The 25,016-nt window shown below is 35.8% G+C and carries 10 protein-coding genes and 1 pseudogene; all 11 read right to left on the bottom strand.

Going from position 1 to position 25,016, the window contains the following annotated elements; translation table 11 throughout:
* Positions 1-72 precede the first annotated feature (72 nt).
* On the bottom strand, positions 73-867 hold the full coding sequence (locus HCG49_RS13000) for a sialate O-acetylesterase (protein WP_168469964.1): 795 nt from the start codon (positions 865-867) through the stop codon (positions 73-75).
* Positions 868-878: 11 nt separating this feature from the next.
* On the bottom strand, positions 879-2,342 hold the full coding sequence (locus HCG49_RS12995; RefSeq protein WP_168469963.1) for an alpha-L-fucosidase: 1,464 nt from the start codon (positions 2,340-2,342) through the stop codon (positions 879-881).
* Between the two features lie 811 nt (positions 2,343-3,153).
* Positions 3,154-6,516 carry a VCBS repeat-containing protein gene (locus HCG49_RS12990; protein WP_168469962.1) on the bottom strand — a complete coding sequence of 1,121 codons (3,363 nt, stop codon included), beginning with the start codon at positions 6,514-6,516 and terminating at the stop codon, positions 3,154-3,156.
* Positions 6,517-6,856: 340 nt separating this feature from the next.
* Positions 6,857-9,316, bottom strand: coding sequence for a hypothetical protein (locus HCG49_RS12985; protein WP_168469961.1), 2,460 nt, complete (start codon positions 9,314-9,316; stop codon positions 6,857-6,859).
* A gap of 303 nt (positions 9,317-9,619) precedes the next feature.
* A complete protein-coding gene (locus HCG49_RS12980) occupies positions 9,620-11,434 on the bottom strand; it encodes a RagB/SusD family nutrient uptake outer membrane protein (protein WP_168469960.1) in 1,815 nt (604 codons plus the stop codon).
* 8 nt (positions 11,435-11,442) lie between these two features.
* Positions 11,443-14,652: a SusC/RagA family TonB-linked outer membrane protein gene (locus HCG49_RS12975; RefSeq protein ID WP_168469959.1), complete on the bottom strand. Its 3,210-nt coding sequence runs from the start codon at positions 14,650-14,652 to the stop codon at positions 11,443-11,445.
* 529 nt (positions 14,653-15,181) lie between these two features.
* Positions 15,182-15,313 carry a transposase gene (locus HCG49_RS18850; RefSeq protein WP_410488996.1) on the bottom strand — a complete coding sequence of 44 codons (132 nt, stop codon included), beginning with the start codon at positions 15,311-15,313 and terminating at the stop codon, positions 15,182-15,184.
* 769 nt (positions 15,314-16,082) lie between these two features.
* Positions 16,083-19,013 (bottom strand): two-component regulator propeller domain-containing protein, encoded by a 2,931-nt coding sequence (locus tag HCG49_RS12965; RefSeq protein ID WP_168469957.1) that lies wholly within the window; start codon positions 19,011-19,013, stop codon positions 16,083-16,085.
* 83 nt (positions 19,014-19,096) lie between these two features.
* Complete coding sequence (locus HCG49_RS12960; protein ID WP_205764395.1) at positions 19,097-21,898, bottom strand: NPCBM/NEW2 domain-containing protein; 2,802 nt, start codon at positions 21,896-21,898, stop codon at positions 19,097-19,099.
* Positions 21,899-22,971: 1,073 nt separating this feature from the next.
* Positions 22,972-23,166, bottom strand: a pseudogene (locus HCG49_RS12955) (glycerophosphodiester phosphodiesterase family protein); the annotation flags it as partial.
* A 96-nt stretch (positions 23,167-23,262) separates the two neighbouring features.
* Complete coding sequence (locus tag HCG49_RS12950) at positions 23,263-23,964, bottom strand: DUF2490 domain-containing protein (protein WP_168469956.1); 702 nt, start codon at positions 23,962-23,964, stop codon at positions 23,263-23,265.
* Positions 23,965-25,016: the final 1,052 nt, after the last annotated feature.

Genomic DNA, 25,016 nt, shown 5'->3' with positions numbered 1-25,016 from the left:
TAACAGATGCAAACAATTATAGCAATAGATATGTGCATTTTTTCATTTGTTTCTTTTTTTAGTATCAAAACACTATTTATATAATAAGCTTTCAATTTCTTGGACGTACCTTTTACCCAATAGTATATAAGATTCCCTATCAAAATGAACCATATGTTGGTCTATTGATTTACAATCGCTACTCTCTGCAAACCCAGTATTTTTCACCTTCGAAGGAAGATCTCTTAAAGCTTTTTTTACTTGATCGATTTTTTTTACTCGTTCCGCTGCATTATGGTCTTTTCCCGTTCCATAAAACTCTGCCAAATTCCCTACAATAAAAGGAAGTTTAGGATTGTTTAAATCGGTTCTTAAATCGGCAATTAGTTGATGTAGTTTAGTTTCATAGGAATCCGCCAATTCTTCATCTACTGTGTCCGATTCTCCTTGGTGCCATAAAACCCCTTTTATTTGTCCTTCGCTTTGGGCAAATAATGCTTTCTTAATTGCATCATTATAGGTCTCAGATCCTTTGTTTAAATCATCAATAGCAGCACCTCCCCAAGCGACAGGAATTAATTTTATAGTAACATCAGGATACTTTTTTAAATATGCTTTAGCAAAGGGAAGTCCCAAACCAAAACGGTCAGATGATAGACGGTTATGTAAAGGGTGTGCTGCTGGTTGCCATTTGTATGGTTCCTTTGCCATAGTAGATATCATAAAAACTCTATCAACAGGGATTGTGTCTTTAGGTAAGAGCTCACCATAACCCGCCATATTAGACTGCCCCATTAAAATAAAAACATGGGTTTCTTCTTTTTCTTTTGAGCAACTTATTAGAATGCAAAGGCATAAACTAAGCGCGAATAAATTTAAAATTTTCATAAGTATTGGTTTTAATTCTTAATACCGAGTACATCAACAAGCATATAATCTCCGGACCTTTTTACGACTTTTAAAGTATGCTTCCCGGGTGATAAATTATGGTTTTCATAAATAATTTCTTGAACCTGCCTTTTATATTTATCGTGGGTTAAAAAAACACCGAGCGATTTATTATCTAAGAATATTTCAACCTTGCCTTGATCCTGTGCTTTTGAGGTCGCAAATACAATACTTGTTCCTGTAAAAGAATAGGTAAAATAGTCGCCGTTTTCTTGTGTATAATGCACGTCTTGTTCAAAAGCTCCCGTTTTTCTGTCTTCGGAATACTGCCAGATACCTGAGTAATTAATTTCCGTATCAGTATCATTCACAAGCTGTAAACTTGAATAAGTGGTATCAGCCGTTGTGTTCATGGCATTACCAATTACCTGTACTTGTTTTATTTTTGCCAAAGGCCAATTTCCATTGGGGTTTATGGCAACATCCCAAGTGGATACCCCGCCATTTTCTCTAGCCCTGACGGTGTGATTTGCAACTTCATCGTCTTTAAATCTTAAATTTCTATCGACCTCTCCCCATCCAGCAAAAACGGGATCTAGTTCTGAAAGAAAAGACCAACCAACATATTGTGTAAATTTTTCTCCTTTTCCTTTAGAAGCTCTAATTTTTGGAAGTGGTGGAAGTTCATTGGACTCACCTGCTGAATATTGACTGTATTTGTCCGGACTTGTAAACACTTCACTTCCCAGCCCAGTATTTAAGGTCATTATTGCATTTGGGTTTCCGCTCCGAACGGCATTCCAAATTTTAGTTGCAATTGGGTAATCATTTGCTTGTTCATCTTTACTAATATTCCAATAACCATCAAACCACCAACCGGCAAGAGTATCTCCCCACTTTTTTGATAACTCTCCAATAAAATCATTGATCCACCAATCTGGGTATGCTGGCGGCACAATTTGTTTTCCTGTCCAACGATCGCCTGCATGTGAAGGGAGGTAGGCTATGACTCTAACTCCTTTTTTACTTAAAGCCTTTGCCAGATCTCCCAACAAATCTCTATTAGGAGTATAATCAGCCCGTAAAGTTCCTTCTTGATTTTTACAATTGGGGGTATTGGGTGGACAAGGAGGGGAATTTAAATCGTAAACCTTACTCGTTGTTGCAAGGTACCCTCTATTTTGAGTTATTGTAAATATAACATATCCTACCCCTAGTTTTGTAACTAAATCGGCATAAGCATTGACATCAAAATTAGAGGTATAATAATCCCATTGCTCAAAACTTCTTATATCGTAATATGCTTTATTTAGCTCACCGCCCGCCAAATAATGATGGCTTATACCCCATTTTGCTTCATCGTACATCCATTTTACTTCTTCGGGTAGCCTATCACCATTATTTATTTGTCCAAGACATGTGCTATTTATCCAAAATAAAACTAGGAAAAAAGACGTTACAGTTTTTGTTTTCATTTCTATTGTTTTTCTTATTATTCAATTACAAACCAAGCATATCGATATGCTAAGGCATTTGGATTAAAAGTTGGATGTTTGAAACTGGGTATTCAAATCACCATCTACCATTTCTTCCAACAAGGTTGAGATTTTCACCTAGCTTCCTGAGCATTTAGACCTCCCCTAGAAATGAAAAAAGATATACTTACTAAAAATCCAAATAACTTTGTTTTATTTTTCATCATCTATAATTTTGACGTAACTGATTATTATTTACAATTGAACAAGTTTAAAAAACAAAGCTTTGATTTTAGACCTTAAGGGAGGATTGGGACAATCAAAAATTCTTAAAATGAACCTAATGACCATTGAGATTATTACAATAATTTTCAACCTACATATTCCAGTATCCTTCAACCGCATGAACAAATTGGTCAAACTTGCTCCCGAATTATTTAAAAACAAGCAAAGATCCTTTGTTCTCCCCTACCAATACCACAACTCCAGTTCCTGTCACCTCTTTTTTCACAGCCTTTATATTTCCCGAAACAATAAATCCACTTTCCCTGCTTGTAACTGCTACAAATACCCCTACCTTTAATTCCTTATAATAACAAGCCAGTAGACACACCGGTTCCCATATACATATGCGTAAAAATATAGTAATTGAAGTCCGGGGTTTCCTTTAGTGAATTCTTAAAATATAACTTGGAATACTCCAGTTTAATTTCATTAAACAGGGAGTCTTCCCCCCTGACTGGAACATACGTGCCATAGAAAGAAAAACATATAAAAAGTAAATTTCCTAAAGCCCTTAACTTTTCCATTTTTAATTATTTATTTTAATAAGTTTTGCCGTACCATTATTTACCCCTATAACAAGTGCCTTTTGGTTTCCATAACCAATGAGTTTTAGTTCCTTTACATCTTGAGAAATGTTTAGTCCTGATTTGCCCATAGGTACTGACTCAAAAATAAACTGGCCCTGTCCCTTTAAAAACAAGCCCAAACTCGCATCATTTCTTGTTGTTTCTATTTCAGATCCATATAGATTTCCAGCCACAACAATATCCTTTATCCCATCATTGTCAAAATCATAAATTACTGAACTGTTGATGTTGGAAATTTGGGCTAAATCTGGCAGTTGCCTAATCTCATATTTACCATTCCCCAAATTTTCCATACTAACACTAGCAAAAGTCTTAGCTTGATAATGCAAGGAATTATCCAATTTGAAAACCCCATATACGTCTTGCAAAGTCGAGGACGCAAATTCATTGTAGGTTGCAAATTTCTTTTTAATTTCTGGAATTTGCTGGGAGGAACATGACCTACCTCGTAACGGATATTGTGTCCCATAATTATAATAACTCAACACTATGTCGTTCTTTCCATTTTCGTCAAAATCACCATAATAAACGGAAAATGGTTCATTTGCATTTGCCTTGTACTTGTAGTTCAATCCCAAATTTCCAAACACATAATCCTCATCGCCGTCGGCATCCAAATCCCCCTTAGAAATGCTGAACCACCACCCGGTGGTATTTTGTAAATTGAATTTATCTGTGCTGTTCTTAAATTGCCCTTCAACATTTTCCAAAACAGTAATGGGCATCCACATACCTGTAACCAATAAATCCAAATCACCATCCCCGTCGAAGTCCGTCCAAACAGCGTCTGTCACCATACCCAACCTATCCAATACATTCATATTGGTTTTTACAAAACTTAATGTTCCAGTTTCATTAAGCTGATTTTTTAACAAATAACTATCCGCTGGTTCGGGATAATGCCCTGGAACTTGTCTACCACCCACAAATAGGTCTAAATCGCCGTCATTATCATAATCCGCCATCTTAACCCTTGAGCCACTAGCCATTATTTCAGGAAGGATCCCTATTGATAATTGAAAATTCCCTTCTCCATTATTTATATACAATCTATCTTGGTAATTTTCGGAATCCAATTCAAATTCATTTCCTCCCGAAACCACATATAAATCCTGATCTCCGTCATTATCGGCATCAAAAAATACGGCTCCCATATCTTCCCTGTTTAGGTCGGGAATAAGTTTTAAGGGACTTTCTATAAATGAACCCGTAGGTTGTTGCTTATAAAGCTTGCCTAAACCTTCATCTGGACCACCGATATAAAAATCTTCTAGACCATCACCATCAATATCTGCGACAGCAATTCCTGAGCCTAAGGTAGACATGCGATGGGGCAATAAGACCTCACGCCCAAAATCATCGAACTTATTCTCTCTATGCACATAATTTACTTTGGCAGCATCGGAAACATCTTCAAATAATAGAAAATCCGGTTTATTGGGGAGTCGTTGGCTATTTTTAGCACTGTTGAGATCATACTCCAATGTTCGGTTTACCTTAACGTTTTTATACATTGAGGTCTGACCGTTAAACCAATCTATTCTTAAACTATCTATAGAATTGATTTGATCCAATCCGAAATGTATAGTTTCTTCACTACTGGAATTAATTCCACGAGCATTGGTCAATTGTGAGATTTGCACCCCATTTTTATGAAACAAGGATACTTTTGTACCAAAAAAACTTTGACCCACCTTGCCCCTTTTGAAATTTATCCTTAAATAATTGTTCTTTTTCTTTTCGGATGTGTTATTTCTATATATATGGGCCACCTCATCTATATTGTTTACTACCAAATCTAAATCCCCATCATTATCCAAATCCCCATAGGCAGCACCAGTGGAAAACGTTTTTTGGGATAGTCCCCATTTATCGGACACTTTTTCGAATTTCAGTCCATTTGTATTACGATACATATAATTCTGAATTTTATCGGATGGAAAAAAGGATAGCATCTTTTCCAACTTGGCATATTTCCAAACGTCAAAGTTTTTGTCGCCTTCCTTATTATAATTGGTATCAATATCGCCAACATATTCATCCAATTTCTTAAGGGCATCGGTGTTTCCAATTTCATGTCGTATTCCATTGGTAACGAAAAGATCCAAGTGCCCGTCATTATCAAAATCGGCCAATAAGGGGGACCAACTCCAATCCGTACTGGATATCCCTGCCATTTGTGCTATTTCACTAAAAAGCATATTCCCATGTACATCAACACCATTGTTCAGTTGTAGAGTATTAAACATATATTGATAATGCCCACCTTTACTTACGTTATTCCAAAACTCAGTGGGGTTCATGGAACTCATATTACTTTTAAGTCTGTAGTTATCTTCTGCTACCATATCGAGTACCACAAAATCGAACCAACCATCATTGTTAATATCGCCAACATCTGTGCCCATACTGAAATAGGAAGTATGCTTTATATTTTCATAAATTTTATTGGTAAAGGTTCCATTGCCATTGTTGATGTAAAAAAAATCAGGACCCAAGTAATCATTTGCCACATAAATGTCCTGCCATCCGTCATTATTAAAATCGGCTATGCTTGAACTTAATCCATAACCAAAATTGCTAACGCCTCCATTATCAGGTGTTTCAAAAAAACGATTGTCAATATTCTCCAATAACCTATAGTTCTGGGTCGGCGTAATTTTTTCTTCATCGTTTGCAGGTGCCATAAAAGATGAATTCTTTGGTTGATTCACCAAGAAAACATCAAAATCCCCATCCCTATCGAAATCAAAAAAATTAGCTTCTGTCGTTCTATTCCTATCATTTAAATTGTACTTGACCGCCGATTCACTAAAAGTAAGGTCTCCATTATTGATATAAAGTTCGTTCTCCCGTAGATCTTCTCTACCGTCATAAAGACTTTTACAAACGTAGATATCCTTAAACCCATCATTATTAATATCAACCATGCTTACGTGAGTAGACCAGCCGCCCTTATCCAAGATCCCGGCTGCCAGGGTAATATCCTCGAATTTTAGATTTCCCTTATTGAGATACAACTTATCACCAACCTGATTTCCAGTAAAATATATATCCAAAAGTCCATCATTATTCACATCTCCAATTGCAACTCCACCTCCCTTGTAAAAACCCTTGTAAACAAAAATATTGTCTTCCTTGGTTTGGTGCAGTTGGTTATTGAAGATTATATCTGTTACAGATGGACCTAGTAAAGTAAATACTGTATCCCTGCTATTATTTACTTCTACATCTTGTGCGTAACTATGTATAGTAAGAACAAAAATCGAAATCGTTTGAAAAATGGCAATTCCTCTACTCATTTTTATATTATTATTATTTCTGGATAGCCTTTGAATAAAATCCCTTTTATTTACGAAAGAAACAACCTACCTCCCTCACAGTCATTAGAACTTCATTAGTACATTTCATAAGTAATGGCAAATCAAATAACACTTTCCTCACCAGTCGTACTGAAGGGAAAACGCGCTACAAACATTGACATTATATCGTTTCCTTACCATTACTTATTCATTATGTTACCTGTGTGGCATATTATTTGTTTTATTTGAATATCCTCATTCCCACGTGATCTTCTTTAGATTGTTATGATGAGCGACAAAGGGCATTGGCAAAACATGAGTGACACATTAAATCTAAAAACTATTTTATTGTACGGAAATTAACAATCATTTCAGGGCCCGCATCCCTTCCTTTGCCTTGATAATCAAATTCGATTACGTTTTGACCTTCAGTCACTGTAAAATAGCCCTCATCTAGAATAACTTCATTCTTAACTTGAAGATCTGCGGAAAGATGTTTATAGGTATTGTTTCCTTTATTAATAATATAATCGCCTGGTGCCAATGTAAACGGTATCATAATTTTTTTTGCTCCTACCTTCAAGTAGATACCATTCACACTTTCTCTCGATTCTTTAGGAAGACGAATTACAAATTGCAATTTTTGCTTGGGTCCTGCACAAAAATATTTCCAAATGGCAGCCGTAGGTTGTCCCGGTTCCGTGGTCATATTCGTATGCCTATAATCCAAAGATACAGGAGCTTCCGGACTGCTTTTCAATATTGAAGATGGTAAACTATTAAGATCATTTTCTCCCTGAGTTCTTCCTCCTTCTGGTGCCCAGGATTCAATAAAAACCAAATTCACACCCTCCCCATTTCGCTCTAGACCATAGAAAGTATAAGGATCGCGTAGTTTTTCTTTTTGTGCTTCTGTAAAAAGACCTTCCATTCTTGCATTTTCCCACTTCTTAATTTCTGATAGAATTGAATTAGCTTCTTTGTTGATTTCTTCAATATTGGGGCTAATGTAAAAATCTACACCCGCATCGTAACCGGCACACAAGCCCATTACCCATTCAATATCCTTTTTTGTTGTTTTTGCATTGATACTAAATTGTCCCATTTTACGCGGCAACAAATCTTCTTTTAAGGCTTGTTGCACATCCAATCTATGGTCTAAATGTGCTTCCCTAAAGTTATCGGATGTCCAAGGTTCGCCCCAACTTTCATTAGCAAAATAATGCCAACCAAAATGTGTTACATCCGATGAATTCGCTACAATATTTGGATCTTTTAAATGATCAAAGAAAACCTTCACAAAACGATCACTTCCATAGCGTCCATGCCCGGAAGCAAGCCCACCTTCAATACCATCAAAACTAATTCTCTTCAGATTAGCTTCATTAAAGAATTTGGCTAGATTTTTAGCCATTTGATCTTGTAAGTTAATATCTGGGAAAAATACTTTGTAACCATGAGACATTAGTCTACTTACCTTTTCTCCTTTTTTGTGTTTAACCGCTTTAGTACCAAAAGCACCACGTTTACAATCTTTTAAAACCAATTTGCCTTCGGCAGTTGCATAAGAATACTCTATAATTTCATCCCCTATTCGAACCGCTGTATGCTCGCGCCACCTAGGGTTAACTTTTTCAATATTTGGTTCATGGTATGCCGGTCGCACAACTTCATCTTGCAATAACAATTCATCATCATTTTCAGATATACTTTTTTCAAGCTTGGTGATACCAGCCATAACAAGACCTGGATCAGGTCGAGGAGTAACTAATGGATCATTTGTCGTAATAAAATTTGTTAATGTATGAGCTCCTAGATTTATACCATGCTTTTCCGCTATATCCGAACACTCCCTAACAGATTGATAACCTTTGGGAAAATCTTTATCATTTAACAAAAAAGTCCCCCATGTTTTAAAAATGCCACCATGATAGACAGATGAAATACCAGCTTTTTTCGCAACATCAATACAGGCTTCAATGTTGTTCACATTGTAAGACATTATCAATTTTGACGAACTAGAGTATTTCGAAACTTTATTCCAGACATCTTTCGTTTTAATATAAGGTAGGTCCTCGTTTACAACGATTTCCTCCACAACTTTCAATAATTTATCTGTAGGCACGCAATAGAAAGCAAATTTGGCACCTATTATTTCAGCATCGCTATCCTTAACAGGTACTGCCTGTCCTAACTTTTGCTCCCAATTATCTACAGTTTGGAATCTGGAGCGATCTCGGACAAAACCAGTTAAGCTTGCACCTCCTTCAATTTTCTTCGCAGCATTTCCAAATCTTTCTCTCGTAGCAATTTCAAATCCACCACGACTTTTAAGATTTAATCCCATAAACCCGATAGCCGTATTATCATCATAGGCTATACCAATTGATTGACCTATTTTTTCTGAGGGCAAGACATGATAGGGTCCCCAAGTAACCTTTGTAATAAATTTTCTACTTTTAACCTTTACGATTTCAAAGGTTAAATAGTTATTTTTACTATTCACATTTACACTAATTTCGGCACCTAGTTCCTTAAATTTCAATTTCAATATTTCTCCTTTACGTTCCCAGCTTGTAATCGGATAATTCACACCGTCACTTTGAATGGTTAATAGAGATTTATTAAAACCTTGAATTAATAGGTTTTTACCTGTTTCTTTCTCTAATAATTCCGTTAAATTACCTTGGTTATCAAGGGTTAATTTGAAAAAATCATTTTCAAGAAATTTATTATCCTGAGAATTACCATAGGCCGTCATACATATTGTAGATAAAAAAATCCAAAATAGTTTAGTCATAATTTTATATTGTACTTAATAAGATTCTTATTCACTTATATTATTTAATAAACAACTCATATTGCAATTAAAGAAGGATGGCTTTCTTATATATGATATAAAAAAACAGAAGCCATCTAGGCGGGCAGTTTTAAATAAAGCTTTAATTCCTGGCTCACAATTTTTCAAATTTACTACTCACATTTTCATTTCTATTTGCAGCCTACAAATGTCTTGATTTGTAAAAAGAGGCTATTAAAGAACAGCCCCCTTTTATCAAACCAACTAACTCAAATAGAACTCCTTTTTTCAATTTTTTTTGGACTATTGCAATGGATCAAAAGTCCCACCTGGCCAACCTTTGGTTTGTTCCAGATTAGGGTTTTTATTAAGATCATCTTGTGGAATATCGAAAAAATAATAGCTATCAAGATAATTTATGACACTACCATCATCATCTATATTTCCAAACCTTTCCACACTCCTCAACTCCGTGCTAAAATAGGTGTTGTATACACTTGGATCGTTAAGATCTATGCTTCCATTATTTATCCCTTCTTCTAAAGCTATACGATCGTCCAAAATTTCTTCGGAAGGATCAAGGGCATCAAAAGAAGCAGTTTTGGTAATTCTATAGCCTTGACGATAGGTCCCATTTATGGCATCGTACATTCTTCTTCTTCTAAGATCTGAGGAACGCTTACCTTCAAAAACCAACTCTAGCCTTCTTTCGAGCATTATAGCATTTCGTAATTGGTCCTGGTCCATCCCCGCCTGTAAGCCATACAATCCGTCTAAACCAGGATCAATACCTGCACGATCCCTGATTTGGGATAGTATGTTGTAGGCTTCTATTGACAATCCAACCTCGTTTGCAGCCTCTGCTAGATTTAACAGCACCTCGGCATACCTGATTTCTATCCAATCCGTAGGGGAGGATAAGCTGGCCGCTCCTCCCTCGATGGAGCCATCAATAGCCTTTCTACAATTAAAACTAGTGGGGGTAATCCTGCTATCGGCCTGTCCTTCAATGGCACTTTCCTGAAAAGTCCACTCCAAATCACTTGTCCTATTGGGAGCAGGATTGTTCAATGGCCAAACGGCACCGTTCCAGGCAATAGTAGCGGCAAATCTCGGATCCCTGTCCACCCAAAGGGCGGTTGGGTTATAGGTATAGGAAGAAGTCGGATCATCAATGGCCTTTCCGTCTTTCATCGGAAAAGCATCTACCAGACTTTTGGTGGGCTTATCAAAAGATTCCCCATTGGTTCCGACAATAAATGGCCTACAGCCAGCATCCCGATTGTGCGATTGATCTAGGGTATATCTTTTTACTAGTATTGCCTCAGGGTTTGATTCACTTTCATCGAACCACAGATTTTCGTAGCTGGAATGCAGTCCTTTTCCATTGGAGGATAGCAATTCCACTGCAGCCTTATTTGCATCATATGCCGCCTGCCAACGCCCTTTATCCTGAGCAGGGTCAAACTGTTCACTGGCATAATGCAATAATACCCTTCCTTTATAAGCTATGGCAGCTCCTTTGGTAATTCTTCCATATTGTTCCGCCGCATTGGGATAAGCCACCGGCAAAAGATCGGCCGCATCATCCAAATCATTCAAAATTTGGGCAATACATTCCGATGTTGTATTTCGTGGCACCTGCAGCGCCTCTATCTCCGATTTATCCTTGGCCTCCAATACCAAAGGCACCCCCCCATATGCCGCAACCAATTTAAAATACAAATGGGCTCTCAAAAACAAGGCTTGGCCAGACATCAGGTTTTGGGCGTCTTTTCCAATAGTTCCAGTGCCTATTTTCGCCAGGAGTAAATTTATATCCTTAATGGTTTTATAGTTACCGGAATAAATATTCATTGACCCCGGTTGGGCCTCACCGTACATCAATCCGTTTTCACCATGGGCATCATCGGATAATTGCGAGGCAGTAGTAGCCCAACCTGGAAGGGCCCTACTATAGATATTGTTCAAAAATCCTATGGCTAAATTCTCGTCGTTCCATACTACCTCTTCACTTATTGCCCCTAACGGCCTTTTATCTAAAGGGTCTTCACTACACTGTGTTAAAACCAAAAAGAATAGGAATATTAATTTGTTTATATTATTTATCTTCATCATACCTTATTTTAAAATGTAACATTTACTCCCAAGCTATAACTTCTATTAACTGGTATTCCCCTTCCGGAAGTTTCAGGGTCGAAGGCTTTGATCTTACTATAGATCATAAATAAATTGGTCCCGTTAGCAAAAATATTTATTCTTTCAGCCCCAACCTTATTGACCAAGGAAACCGGGATATCATAGCCAAAGTTTAAATTTTTAAGTCTTAAAAAATCTGCATCTTCCAACCAAAAGGAGGAGTTAGTATCCCCAAAAGGGGAACCAAACCTTGGAAAGGAATTATTAGGATTATCCGGTGTCCATGCGTTAAGCCATTGCGTATGGGAAGATTGGCCAATGGAAGCAAACTGAAACCTGTTATTGCTCGGCTGATATCTTTCATGACCTGCAAATCCCTGGCCAAAAGCCAATAGACTAAATCTTTTATACCTTAAGTTTAACCGAATACCGTAATTAACGGAAGGGTTACTTCTGGCGCCTATATAATCTCTATCGTTATCATCTATTACCCCGTCTGGCGTATTACCTTCTGGGTCTACCGCAGCCGGGCCTCTTAAATCCCTAAAATACAATGCCCCTATTTGAGGATCTTGTCCGTATACCTTATAACCACTGGCTATTAGATTGTTTAACTGTTCCTCTGTCCTAATAATACCTTCCGCCTTGAGTCCCATGATCCTGCTAGTTTCCTGTCCAGATAACAGCTCGAAAGGCCTCCTGGTTTGAGGCTCATCCAAGGTTACATATTCTGCCTTGGAATATCCAATATTAAATCCAACCTCATAGCTAAAATCGTTCGTCAAATTATCCTTGTAGGTAACCAATCCCTCAACACCTTTTATATCTATGGCACCGTAATTAACCGGCCCTAAGATGAGCCCTGAGGATGAGGGTATAAAAACCTGTCTACTCCCGTAAAGATCTGTCTTCTTATTTTTGAAAAAATCAATGGTGGTGGATAATTTATCATCCAATACCTGAAAGTCTATTCCAAAGTTGTAAGAAGTTTGTTTTTCCCAAGTGATAAACAAATCTGGTTCCGCACCAATCGAAGTGGCACTGGAAATAGCATTATTGGTACCGAATATTGGGCCAGTGCCCCCTACATTATAATTTTGGATATAAGGGAATATTGTGGCACCTTGTCCAGTAACATCATCATTTCCTGTGTTACCTATGGAATATCTAAGCTTAAAAAAATCAAAGAAGCTAAAATTGTTCTTAAAAAAACCTTCCTCACTTACTATCCAAGCCGCGGAAACCGAAGGAAAGAATCCCCATCGTTCATCTTCGGCAAATTGCACTGAACCATCATACCTAAAGGTTGAATTAAGGAAATATTTGTTTTGGAAGTTATACCCAAGGGTTCCGATATAGGATTGTCTGCCTGTTTCTCCCGCATTTCCGTCCGCAAATTGATTTTCTACCGCTGGATTGGTCGCGAACAATTGGGATACCAGGGGGGTTAGTAGGCCTCTACGCAGCGCGTAAAAAGATTTGTCATCCCGCTCATACTGTTCATAATTGAACAACGCATTTAAGGAATGATCTCCAAAAGTATTTTCATATCCTAGCCTCGCATTCAGCTGATAGGAGTTTGTCTCTGCAGTAGATTCCCGTAGACTGTTGGAATTGGCTCCATCATCACTTCGAAGCCTTGTTCCAAGAATTTCATCGGTCAGAACAAATCGATTGTTTGGATCAACACCAAAGGTAACGTCCTCCACAATATTTCTTAGCAAGGTTTGATCATTCCTTATATTTAGCTTATTATAGGTCAATCCGGCCGTCAATCCTTCCACAAAAGGGAATTTGTAATTTACGTCTACAATGGCTCCTATATTCCTTGCACTTCTATCCTTAGATCCGGCCCCTTCCTGGGCCAAATGAACAGGGTTCCACCCGTTGAAATTGGCTACATACTCCCCATTGTGGACTGCTGGCCCCCACCGGCCAGTTCTATTTCCTGTTCTATAGAAATCCCCGAAATCCTCATCATCACCGTTCCATCTCCAATAAAACTCCTCGCGCAGATCATTATTGGTATTAAGATTTAAAGATACATTAAGGTCATCAGTTATATCCACATCTACCTTGGCCCTAAAATTTGTTTTCTGATAGGATAGATTACTAAAAGCACCGGTTTCTTTAATATAAGATCCTGACATGAAATACCTAACATTATCCGTACCACCATTCACAGTCACCGCATGTCTATTCAAGACTGGAGTCTCCTCGGCCTGATCTAAAAAAGAACCTATATTCAAATTCTTTAAATATTCCAATTCGGTCTGGTTAAACCTATTGGAATCATCCATGGGTACGTTGTTAAAATCCTGAACCTGTCCTATGATTAAAGCCTGTTCATAGGCGCTAGTCATAGGTGGCACATTAGTTGGTTCTGTGGTTCCAATCGAGGATGTGAAATTAATGATAGGTTTTCCTGTTCTCCCCGATTTTGTTTTTACCAACACAACACCGTTGGCGGCTCTAGATCCATAAACGCCAGACGAAGCCGCATCTTTTAAGATCGACACAGATTCAACCTCACTGACGTCCAAGGCGTCAAAAAGTTCCTTGGTGGAGATAATATTATCAATTACGTAAAGTGGTTGGTTATTTCCAGCAAATTGTCCAGAAGTTGCCCCTCTGATTATAATATCCGAACTTCTACCGGGCTTACCTCCCGCCTGACTAATATTTACCCCTGCAAATCTTCCTGCAACCGCATTACTCAATGAGGTTGCAGGAACCTCTTGAATTTCCTCTGTAGTCACCGCAGAAACGGAACTGGTTAAATTTCGTTTTATAGATGAACTGTACCCTAAAACGACCACCTCATCTAAAGAATTAACATCTTCCTCCATGGAGATTTTCAATTCAATTTGATTCCTGACGACAACATCCTTGGTTTTAAATCCAATATAAGAACACCTTAGTATATCCTCAGTATTGGCCAAAATAGAAAACTTACCATCAAAGTCCGTTTGGGTTCCCATACTAGTGCCCACCACCAATACATTAACTCCGGGCAAAGGAATCCCCATTTCGTCGGTAATAATTCCCGATATGGTTTTTTGTATTGGGCCGCTTTTTTCATTGAATTTTTCACTTGCCTTTAAAGGCAATAATGCAAACAAAAATAACATTGCCAAGGCTGTTCTAATGGACGAAGCTATTATTTTGGTTGCCTTTTTTGATTTGATTAATTTCATTTTTTAGGTTTTGGTTGTTACTTAACATTTCTTTGTCCCTTGCAATAGCCCGGAACTTATATCAGCTTTTAATCGCAGATTTTTTTACATAAACATTACCCCATAGACTTGTTGTTTTAATTATTATTTTTTAAACATTATTGATTTTAATGATATTATATCATTCGCTAGATTAAAGATTTGTTTAATTACTATCGACCCATATTATTTAAAAGGTCTTTTTAAAAATGTCTTATTAAGCATTAGGACATGACAATTAATAGGAAAGTTAATTTAGCCTTATAGCTATGAAGAAGGTCAGTAAGCTTTTCAAATAGGGTAGCTTATGTAAATTAAAAAAAAGGGGAAGTAGCTAGAAGTACATTCCATTGGAGGTGAATTTTTCACCATACTAGCCCAAATTCAAAAACCTGATTAGGTTTAAGGACTTCATAAAATAGTGCTATTTAGAATGTTCATTCTGTTTTGAATTAAATTTCAATTTTTATTTATAAGATTGAGTAAACAGTGGGGATTTCTTCTTGATTTGTCAAAAAGTTTTCAATGGTTCGACCTCTGCGATATTCTTAAGGCTGTTATTTATCGTTTTTATGATGGAACTTTTTCGAAGAAGAATCTTGTTCACATGATCAACTACACATTTTTTAAAGTTGTTTCTGATGCCAAAAACCAGGTGCAGGCTTTGTTCGAAGAGCATTTACACGAATTCCTTAGAGATAACTCCTTTGTCCGAAAATAGACTAGTGAAGATTTTTATTATCTACTTGCCTTCTTTACACCAAGTGACTACTAGGTGGAGAAATCATCCCTTATTGTTGATCACAATATGCTGCTTGAAACCAAAAAACTATTCCTTTATGAGTTTTGCCAGATTGGCAATAGGTATGGACATCTAGTTCGTCTTGAAGGAATTTTTACTGCAATATTATATAATCATTTACTCCACATAGCACATACCTAACCACATGTCTTTAAATAGAGTATCAAGGCCAGAAAACTAGATTGCAAAAATTGGTAAACCGATTATAGGAGAATATATCTTGGAATTCGTCATTTAGGAACCTCTTGATATAATAAATATGTTCAAAGGTCTGGAAACCTCTCAAATGGAAAAGCACGGTATTGCGAAGAATTTAACAATTTGAAATACTAAAAATCCTGTTCCTATGCTTATTTCTGACCAAAATTAACTTTTGGGCAAAGCTGGTTTAAAATTATGCAAACTCATCGAGGGAGTAGTAAATTTCAATGATTTATTTTCAATCTCTGAGAACAACTTGTCTTTCATCGAACTCAGGTTTAGTTAACAATCAATTATCCATGACAAGGTTAGTTGTTGTGACCTTTTCTCCAAAGGTCCAAATATTTTATAAAAAAACCTGACAATAAAAGGAATTCTAATTTTTACAATCTAACCTTAAGTTGACTAATCAGCTATTCTGAGACATTTTTTGATATTGACTAGGAGTTTTTTTTGTAAAATTCTTAAATATCCTATTAAATGCAGATTTAGAATTAAAACCACAGTCGCCTCCAATAGAAGACAAGGTCTGCTTTTGATATTTAGGATCTTTAAGTCTTTTTTTTACTTCTTCTACCCTATACTCATTAATATAATCATAGAAATTTTTTCCAATACAATCATTTAACAACATAGATAAATGATTGGCGCTAACTCCTATTTTATCTGCTAATTCACTTAGACCTATTTCAGAATCTAAATAAACTTTATCTGTTTCCATCAAAGCGTTCAGTTCAGAAACCTTAATAAGGTTTTCTTCATTTAATTTTGGATCAAAATGTTTTATTGACTTTTTGTCCCTTGAACCATTCTCGTTAGGAATACTGTTTATATTGATTTTTTTAAATACTAATAGTCCAAAAAAGATTACCAAGGGAGCTAAAAATACTGTTCCAATTTTCACTATATTATTTTCCATTATACTACCATGGACTATAATGTCCAGGTAAATTGGTTTTTCATTCCAATTACCATCATAATTGGACGCTTTTAAAAGAAAACGATAATTTCCAGGTTTAAGTTTAGAGTATCGAGCACTAGGGTTACTTCCAGATATTATGGTCCAATCTTTATCTAAACCCTCCAGTTTATAGGCATATTGGTTTCGGATTGGTGAGGCAAAAGTTAAAGAGGTAAACTCAATTTGAAATCTATTATCCTTTTTAGGTAGATCTATAACAGCTCCAGATTCTAAAGAGTTTTTAATAACAATACTTCCATTATACTCATGTCCTGGCTTAATAATCTTGCCATCTATCAATAAGTCGGTAAAAACCGGGGATGGGACGTATATTTCCTTTAGAAAGTTTTCCGGATCAAAGAAGTTGATCCCAGCGGCCCCTCCAAAAAACATGATACCCTCCTTTGTTTTCCAACTCGCATTTTTCCTAAATTTTCCCTTTAACACACCATCATAAGTAGAAAAATTTGTAAATGACTCATTTGCTACATCAAACATTGAAAATCCTGTATTGGTGGCAATCCATAGATTCTCGTTATTATCCTCAAGAATTGCATTTACTTCATTATCGGAAAGCCCTTCTTTCTCTGTATACCTTTTAAAATAATATCTATTCTCATTTTCTTTTCCATCATCTTCCATGAGTAAATTCAATCCTGCTCCGGAGGTTCCTATCCAAACTCGATTTTTTGTGTCTTCATAAATTACAAACACTTCATCATTACTCAAAGATTGTAAATCTGTTGGATTATGATTAAACCTTAAAAAAGACTTGCTTTGACCATTTTCTTTTAACAAGCTTAATCCCCCCTTATTCATACCTATCCAAATTCTATGTTTGCTATCCTGGTAAAGAGTATAAATATCATTCAATGGCAATGAATTCGTATTAAATTTGGAATATCCAAAATTTTCAAATGAAAAATTAGCCTCATTCGTTTCCTTCAGCAAGGACAGTCCTCCACCGGTACCAAACCAAATTCTTCCTAAATGATCTTCCAAAATAGCACGCACAGAAGATGATGCAATACTATTGCTATCCCCAATTTCGTGTTTAAAATTTTTAAATACTTTTTGCTTTTCATCGATTAAAAACAATCCATTACTCATGGAAGATATCCAAAGTCTATTTTTTGAATCTTTAAATATACTTGTAACATGATTATTATTTAAGGCTTCAAAACCACTTTCAGTTATTTTGAAATGGGAAACTTGAGGATTGGTGTATCCCTTATCAAACTCAACCAAATCTATACCTTCTCTTGTTCCTATCCAGAGGGCACCATCCTCATCTTGATATAATGATTGTACAAAACTACTCCTTAAACTATTTTCCTTCTCCGGTAAATGTACTAAACTGTTGAACCTATGCCGTGAATAATCAAAATAGTCCAACCCTTCTTGTGTTCCAATCCAAATAATATTTTCGTTGTCTACATATATATCATAAACATCATCACTACTAATAGATAATGGATTTTCTGGGTTTGCCTTTAAATTCTTGAATTCCCCAGTAACTCGAGAATATTTTGTAACCCCATCCCCATAACTACCAAATAAAATATCGCCTTCGGTATTTTGACAAATAGCATTTAAGGAATTGGATTCAAACATTTCGATAAATCTATCACGCTCCGACTGGTATAATAAAATTCTATCAGAGAGGGTTATCCAAATTTCTCCATTAATATTAGAGAATATCTTATCCAAACTATAGGCATTAAATCGACCTACGTCATAAATTTTAACAATGACAGAACTTTCGAATTCATATTTAAGTAATCCCTTATCTGTACCAATCCAATATTTATTATCAATTCCTTTGGTAATGCATGCAATTTTAAAATCCTTCAGAATTGAGGTGATTTCCAAAGTCTGGGTATTAATAATAAAATTCTCATTTTCCGTGGACACCCAGACTTTATTAGAACCATCATAATAAAGTTGAAGGATACTGCTATCCCCTAGTACTTTTTTTATTTTTGCTATCGGAATAACTTCGAGGGTTACGGTATTAATAACACTCAGACCTGAAATGGTTCCTACCCATAATTTATCCTTGGAGGTTGTTAAGGAAAATATTTTATCCCCGACAATTGAAGTGCTATCATCGGGGTTATTTTTAAATATTTTAAATCTATAACCATCAAAGCGATTAAGCCCATTCTGTGTACCAAACCACAAAAAACCTCTGTCGTCCTTAACAATCTTCCGTACTTCATTGTGTGAAAGCCCATCAACTGTTGTTAAATGCTGAAATTTATATTCTTGGGACCAACCAACATAAAAGGTTATCAAAAACACAAAAATTAAGGAAGCATAATTTTTTCGCACTTGCATAGATAAATTTGAGAAAACAATATACAATTTGTATTTCATTTTCAAAACATTGGATATGCCAATCGAACCAAAAACATAATTTTAGATTATTCTTATATGATATAGTCAAATAAATAAAAGTTTTATTCTATAACTAACCAAGAATATGAATTGGCAGGTATTGTAACTTTTAGGGTTATTTCATAATTCCTGTTAAGTCGATATCTTTTTACAGGACCTTCCTTTTCGCGAACCTTAGCAATACTGGTTAATCCGGTATAGTATAACGGTAATTTTAATTCCCTAACTATTTCTTTATTTAGTGGATTGAAAACCATCACCAAACCCTTTTCTTTTAATTTAGGGTTCGCATGTAAAAAGCCATCCCAATCTTTTCCCGAAGGTCGCCTTAGATGTATTATATCACTATTTAAAATATCCCTATACTTTTTGTACCAATTGATTACATTGGTTACTACGGCTTTAGTTTTTGGGGTATCGTAAAGTCTCGGCCCTCGATAGCACGCCTGCACCCCCGCGCCATAGTTCTGCATCATATGGCTTTCATAATCTACCAAATGATCATTTAAAGGCTCTAAGGTAGCGGCCTCCCCACCCCCATGATATTCCGTTAAGGGCACAAAGGTCCAAGACATACTAGGAATAGTTTTCCATAGCCCATCGTATAAATTTTGCCGCCCCAGAACCAATTGCCTTTCTCTCGGAAGAGACCAATTGACTTCTCGATATCCAATACCCGTTTTATTGGATCCCGAATTGATATAGAAATCTGGAATATTCATATATATGCCCTTAGATCTCATCCATTTATACAAACCTTGAATCTGAGCGTATTGCTTCCATTGAGAGTCTTCAAGACCATTATGGTAGGAATGTGATGTTGATGCACATACATTTCCAGGGTAAGATCCATCATTCTCAAAAACGCTCATACCGGTTTCTTTAAAAAAGGTTTTGATTTTTCTGAAATAACTGTAGCCCCAATCCGAACATAAGCAAGGTGAGGATCCAAATATCATTCCTCCTCGTTTTCCTGTTTCTGGATTTATAACATCAACCTGATCACTAATCCATCTACTGGACAATAATGAATATCCGCCAAGTTCAATTCCTTTGGATTTTGCATAATCCACATACTCCTTGAATTTTGCATAATATTCAGGGGATTCTTTCTCCATATTCAGCCCACTTCCAAAACTCAAAATAATCATTTCATATCCTACTTCAGCACACTGATCTACAGCTTCCTTTATTTTTACAGGATCTGTAGAAGTAAGATGAAGGAAAATTGGATTTTCTGTTGTCCAAGGAGAAATAGTCCTATACATTTTTCTAATGAACAATCCTTTTCGTTCCTTGTCGTAACTATCAAATGGGGTCTCCCATACCCTAAAAGTAGTAAGGGTATCTCCTTTAGATATAGCTATATTTGGTCCTAATGGAGGCTTTACCTCTAACATTACCGGTAACTGCATGGCATAATTAGTTTGGGAAGTATAGCGTGGATCTGCTTCCCAGAAGGTTGTCTTATCAGATGTTTTTTGTTGCATTGCACCGAAAGCATAGTCTGTTTCTATATGGATATTTGGTGTTTCAAAATGTTTGGGTACATCTACAAGGCTCTCGCCTTCTACCATTGCCAATTGTTCCAATTTAAATTCGTTTAACTGAATCATTATATCACCCTTGTTGATGACTTCTATCCACTTACTAAGGGTGGGAATGCCGTCATACATTACGTAATGGACTTTTACCAATATATTATCCTTTGACAAGGTAAAAATCAATTCCTTTCCGGTCGGCATATGTGGATTGGAGGCCCAACGAACACGTTGCCATTCTAAGCGATCAGTAATATCCTTTACCTCAAAATCTTCAATTAAAAATGAATTGGGGTCTACAGTCATTTCATCTATCCATTTCAATAAGGTATAAGCATATTCTGGTTGCCCTTTTAACCCCCCAATAGGATACTCCTTGCCATCAATGATTAATACACCTTCATTGGAAACACTTCGCAAAAGGCTTTCTCCAGTCATTTGATTGACATAGTCTATGGTAGCCAAATTGGGAAATAACCTAAAAACCCTAGCCATCAAACCATTGGATATAATTATATCTTGGCCATTATCACTTCGATATACTTCTGCTTTTGCTTTTCCATTCTCTATTAACCAATCATAATCAGGTTGTTTTAATGGAGTTTTTATTTCTGGTAAATCAACAATCATTTTTTTTAATTTTGTATTAATTGTTTTCGATTGTTCCGGAGTTTTCCCTACATAATCATAAGCTACCATAATTGGAGGTATTTCAAAGTAATTTATTTTTGGGTTCAACCATACAGCATGATCACCACTATTACCATCTCCTGCGTCTTGCACTATCATTTCAAAAACGCCTCCTTTTAATTTAACATCCACCTCCTTGGCGGGGTCACCTTCCCTCATAATTCCGCTGTTATAAATCTCTTCCCCATTGTTAAGTAAAAGAAAAACCACAGAGCCTTTATCTACTTCTCCGTCTTGCCCCTCAACTCCAATAAACTGTTTTTCCGTATCTGATATTTCATAAAACATACGTTTACCATCAGTTAGAGGAATAGAGGTGACTCTTTCCGAATCATACTTCATTTTAGCATCATTCACTCCCACTTTCGCCGTAAATTGTCTACCATCATTAACCTTTATTTTAAAGCTTGATCTAGAATGTACCCCGACTCCAGCTTTGAACTTAACTCCTGCTACAGATAGTACTTCTCCTGTTACAGCTTTGTTTTTGACCGGAGCACTATAGGTTTGAAGGGCTGAAGAAATGTGCATTTCCCCAACATCCATAATATTTTGAGCAGATATCGTTGAAAAACCTAATAAACTGATTGAAAGAATTAATGATTTTATTTTTACTTCAGAAGCAAGTTTCATAATCTTTTAAATAATTTTATTTTTATTCTATACTTGTAGAAATCCATCTATAACCTTAAAAAACAAGGTGCAAATAAATTTTAAACGACAATTATAATTAAAGTAAACTAAGTATTCGTCCTAAAGACTAATTTGGGCCGTTTATATTTTTTAGCACATGTCCCAACTAGCATTAGGACTTTTTAAAAACTCATTATCAATACATTATATTTTTATTATTCGAAATATGATTCTGTTTTTATACTTACTTGAATTATTGTATAAAAAGCATTTAGATAATTTTTAATTGTGGCTTACTTAATTTGTTTTCAAAAGACAGCATCATTTTAGATGTTTTTAGCTCATTTTTGCTGCATTAATAATTTGAACAGGATAGTGCTTCTTTATATCAGAATTCTATTTCGAGATAACTTTAACTGATCGTTGTTGTCTAAAACTGTTTAAACCAACGACCCTCATTTCTGCGTTCATAAATTTTTATTGAAAGAAGAACAAACCAACGTAATCCTCGGTAAAACACAAAATATTGTACAGTCCCAATGCTTCTGCAGAATCCTTCAACGCAAAAATTAAAGCGTTCAGGGCACAGTTCAAAGAGTTAAAAAATGTAAAATTCTTCCTTTACAGATTAACCACAATTTTTGCATAAACACAACAATTGGTCATGATCCCAATAAAATCACTACTTTTTGATTCCCATAAGAAACACTAGAGATACCATTTTAGACGGTTTTAAATGATTTTAGATGATATCACTAAAAACACAAAACACTGAAAACCAAGTGATTAACAGTGTTTTGATATCATTTAATTTAGTTCAGTCGGGATGACAGACCTAGAGTCTTATGCATAAATCACTAACTATCAATGATTTAACCCCGTTTTATTAAACTGTTAACCGAACTCTAAACTCGGTTTAAAATAGCATTATTTGGTACAATCTGACATAAAATTAATCCGTCTCTTGCTCCATAAAAATACAAAATAAATCAATACAAAATACTAGAGGTTTCATTTCTTTTAGATAGGCTTTATAACAATTAATTTGAAGAATTGATCGACTTCATAAAAACTTATTTTCCTTCTAAAATCTTATATAGTAATTCTGGTTCATCGGTAGAAATGCATTCTACCAATTGCCGTAAAAGGTCCTTCATATCTTCCTCCTTATTAACTGTCCATACATTTACTGTCAACCCAAGATCTTGGGCTTCCTTTATCCATTTTGGATTCTTCTTATAAACCTTATAATTATAATCTAATCCCGTATAACCATCCTTCTTTGCTTCCTCCGGTGTTTTGTCCCCATTGAGATAGGCAACCTAATCTAACTATTTTTCTTTTGTACGTTTTAGAATTAGCCGTTACAACTCAAACCCCATCATAATTCCAACTATTGGCTGGTTGTCCCAATTATTAGATTTTATATTCGATTGCAACAGCATATAAATAGCAGGTTCAAACCGACATATTTTTCCTTCAATACCCACATAAACCCTATTTCTTGAAAAACCGTTTTGGTTAATAAAAATTTCCTCCAACACGTAAGGGTTAAGGTTTAGATTGGTCCAGTTGAAGCTTGGTTTAATCTTCAAGTCTGTCCTATACCGTAGTCTTGTTTCGCCAATTTCAAACATCCTTAATTCAATACGATGCCGATTTCGAATGCGCCAATCTCGAATTTTAATTTTTCCAGAGAACCTTATCATTGGTCTATATTCTACAACTTTCGAACCATTTAAATCATAATATTCCTGGCGGTAAATTGCTTCAACACCCAGCCATTTTGTAATTTTAAAAGCAGATTTCCCCTCTAGAAACCAATCGTAATTCCCAAATTCTGAACTATATAAGTTATTAAAAAGAATTTCACCTCTCCACTTTTTATTAAAATTTTTATATACATATAACTCTTGCCAAAGCTCCGTTACCCCAGACTCTCTATTCTGTGCATTTACTTTTCCTTCTACAAGGGTTAACAGCACCAAAATTGCAAACCAAAACATTCTAGTTTTTTTCGAAGCTCTCATTAATTTAAAATTTAATTTTTCTTTAATTTTGAACATTAACTTCGTTTTCTTTTAAAAATCTCCTTATGAATTTCACTCGATAATGTTTAATCCCCAATTTATTGGGCCCCGTGACAACTCATAGCCAACAAATGGCCCACTTTTGGGAGTTTTATTTATAATTTTTATGGACAATGGTTATCGAAACTAAGCTGATTTTTAGAATCATTTTTTAGTTATCCTCAATGGGTTTATTGTCAAGTTTCCAACTTTTAATATTAGCTGTGTTCCAGTCCTAATTGGAACAAACTTGTTATGTAGGGCTAAATTTTAATAATAATTGATGTTTTATCCGCTTTAGCCAACATCAGTTTTCATTCCAAAACCTACTTCCCCATGTGCTGAATCATAGATGATTTTTGGAGCCTTCTTTATTTGTGTCATAACCAGTCTCCAACCAAGGAATAATCCAGGACAAAGACAAAGTGACAAAAAATCGCATTAAGACTAGGTTAATATTTAATGCCTATTGCGCAATATTCACTTTTCTCTCCAATTTACCAACTATATATTTATTTTCAATACGTAAGTTGTACAATTAAAACAAAATCGATCCAATTATACTTCCTTCCAAAATATACAATCCCGTCCCTTCAATCTAAATTCGTTATAAATCTAATTCAACCCATAACTGCTATCCTCTAAATCCCTGATATTTAACCTTAGTTGGTTCTTTAGAAGCCAAGGAAAACATATAAGTAGCCAAGATTTTCTCAGTTGGATTAAGCTACAGAATTAAACCTGTAGAAATATTTTTAAGACTGTCTGGTTCTAGGCCGGAAAGAACGGCATAACGAACAGCCAACTGAAAGCCGCCCCCTCCCTTTAAGTTAAAATTTCGGTGAGGGAGCACACTTCCAAAGTATAATCATAGGGCCTAGTTTATTCTGTCATAAAAATACGTGAACTCTCCATATACCATTCCGACATCATTTTGGCCAAGTGCTCTTTGTATTTGACAATAAGGGTGTTCTTTCCGAAGTCCCTTAGGACCACTTACCATACTGCTTTTTAAATTTACGGTTTCTAGAAATTTGGTTATCTTATAA

The sequence above is a fragment of the Arenibacter sp. 6A1 genome, assembly GCF_012272855.1.
GTDB lineage: Bacteria > Bacteroidota > Bacteroidia > Flavobacteriales > Flavobacteriaceae > Arenibacter.
The sequence above is the reverse complement of the archived record's forward strand: the minus strand, read 5'-3'. Positions and strand labels throughout refer to the sequence as shown.

Excerpts from the sequence above, each read along its gene's own strand:
- HCG49_RS12975 (WP_168469959.1), bottom strand. The coding sequence starts at position 14,652 with ATGAAATTAATCAAATCAAAAAAGGCAACCAAAATAATAGCTTCGTCC.
- HCG49_RS12995 (WP_168469963.1), bottom strand. The coding sequence starts at position 2,342 with ATGAAAACAAAAACTGTAACGTCTTTTTTCCTAGTTTTATTTTGGATA.
- HCG49_RS12965 (WP_168469957.1), bottom strand. The coding sequence starts at position 19,013 with ATGAAATACAAATTGTATATTGTTTTCTCAAATTTATCTATGCAAGTG.
- HCG49_RS12950 (WP_168469956.1), bottom strand. The coding sequence starts at position 23,964 with ATGTTCAAAATTAAAGAAAAATTAAATTTTAAATTAATGAGAGCTTCG.
- HCG49_RS13000 (WP_168469964.1), bottom strand. The coding sequence starts at position 867 with ATGAAAATTTTAAATTTATTCGCGCTTAGTTTATGCCTTTGCATTCTA.
- HCG49_RS12990 (WP_168469962.1), bottom strand. The coding sequence starts at position 6,516 with ATGAGTAGAGGAATTGCCATTTTTCAAACGATTTCGATTTTTGTTCTT.
- HCG49_RS12960 (WP_205764395.1), bottom strand. The coding sequence starts at position 21,898 with ATGAAACTTGCTTCTGAAGTAAAAATAAAATCATTAATTCTTTCAATC.
- HCG49_RS12980 (WP_168469960.1), bottom strand. The coding sequence starts at position 11,434 with ATGATGAAGATAAATAATATAAACAAATTAATATTCCTATTCTTTTTG.
- HCG49_RS12985 (WP_168469961.1), bottom strand. The coding sequence starts at position 9,316 with ATGACTAAACTATTTTGGATTTTTTTATCTACAATATGTATGACGGCC.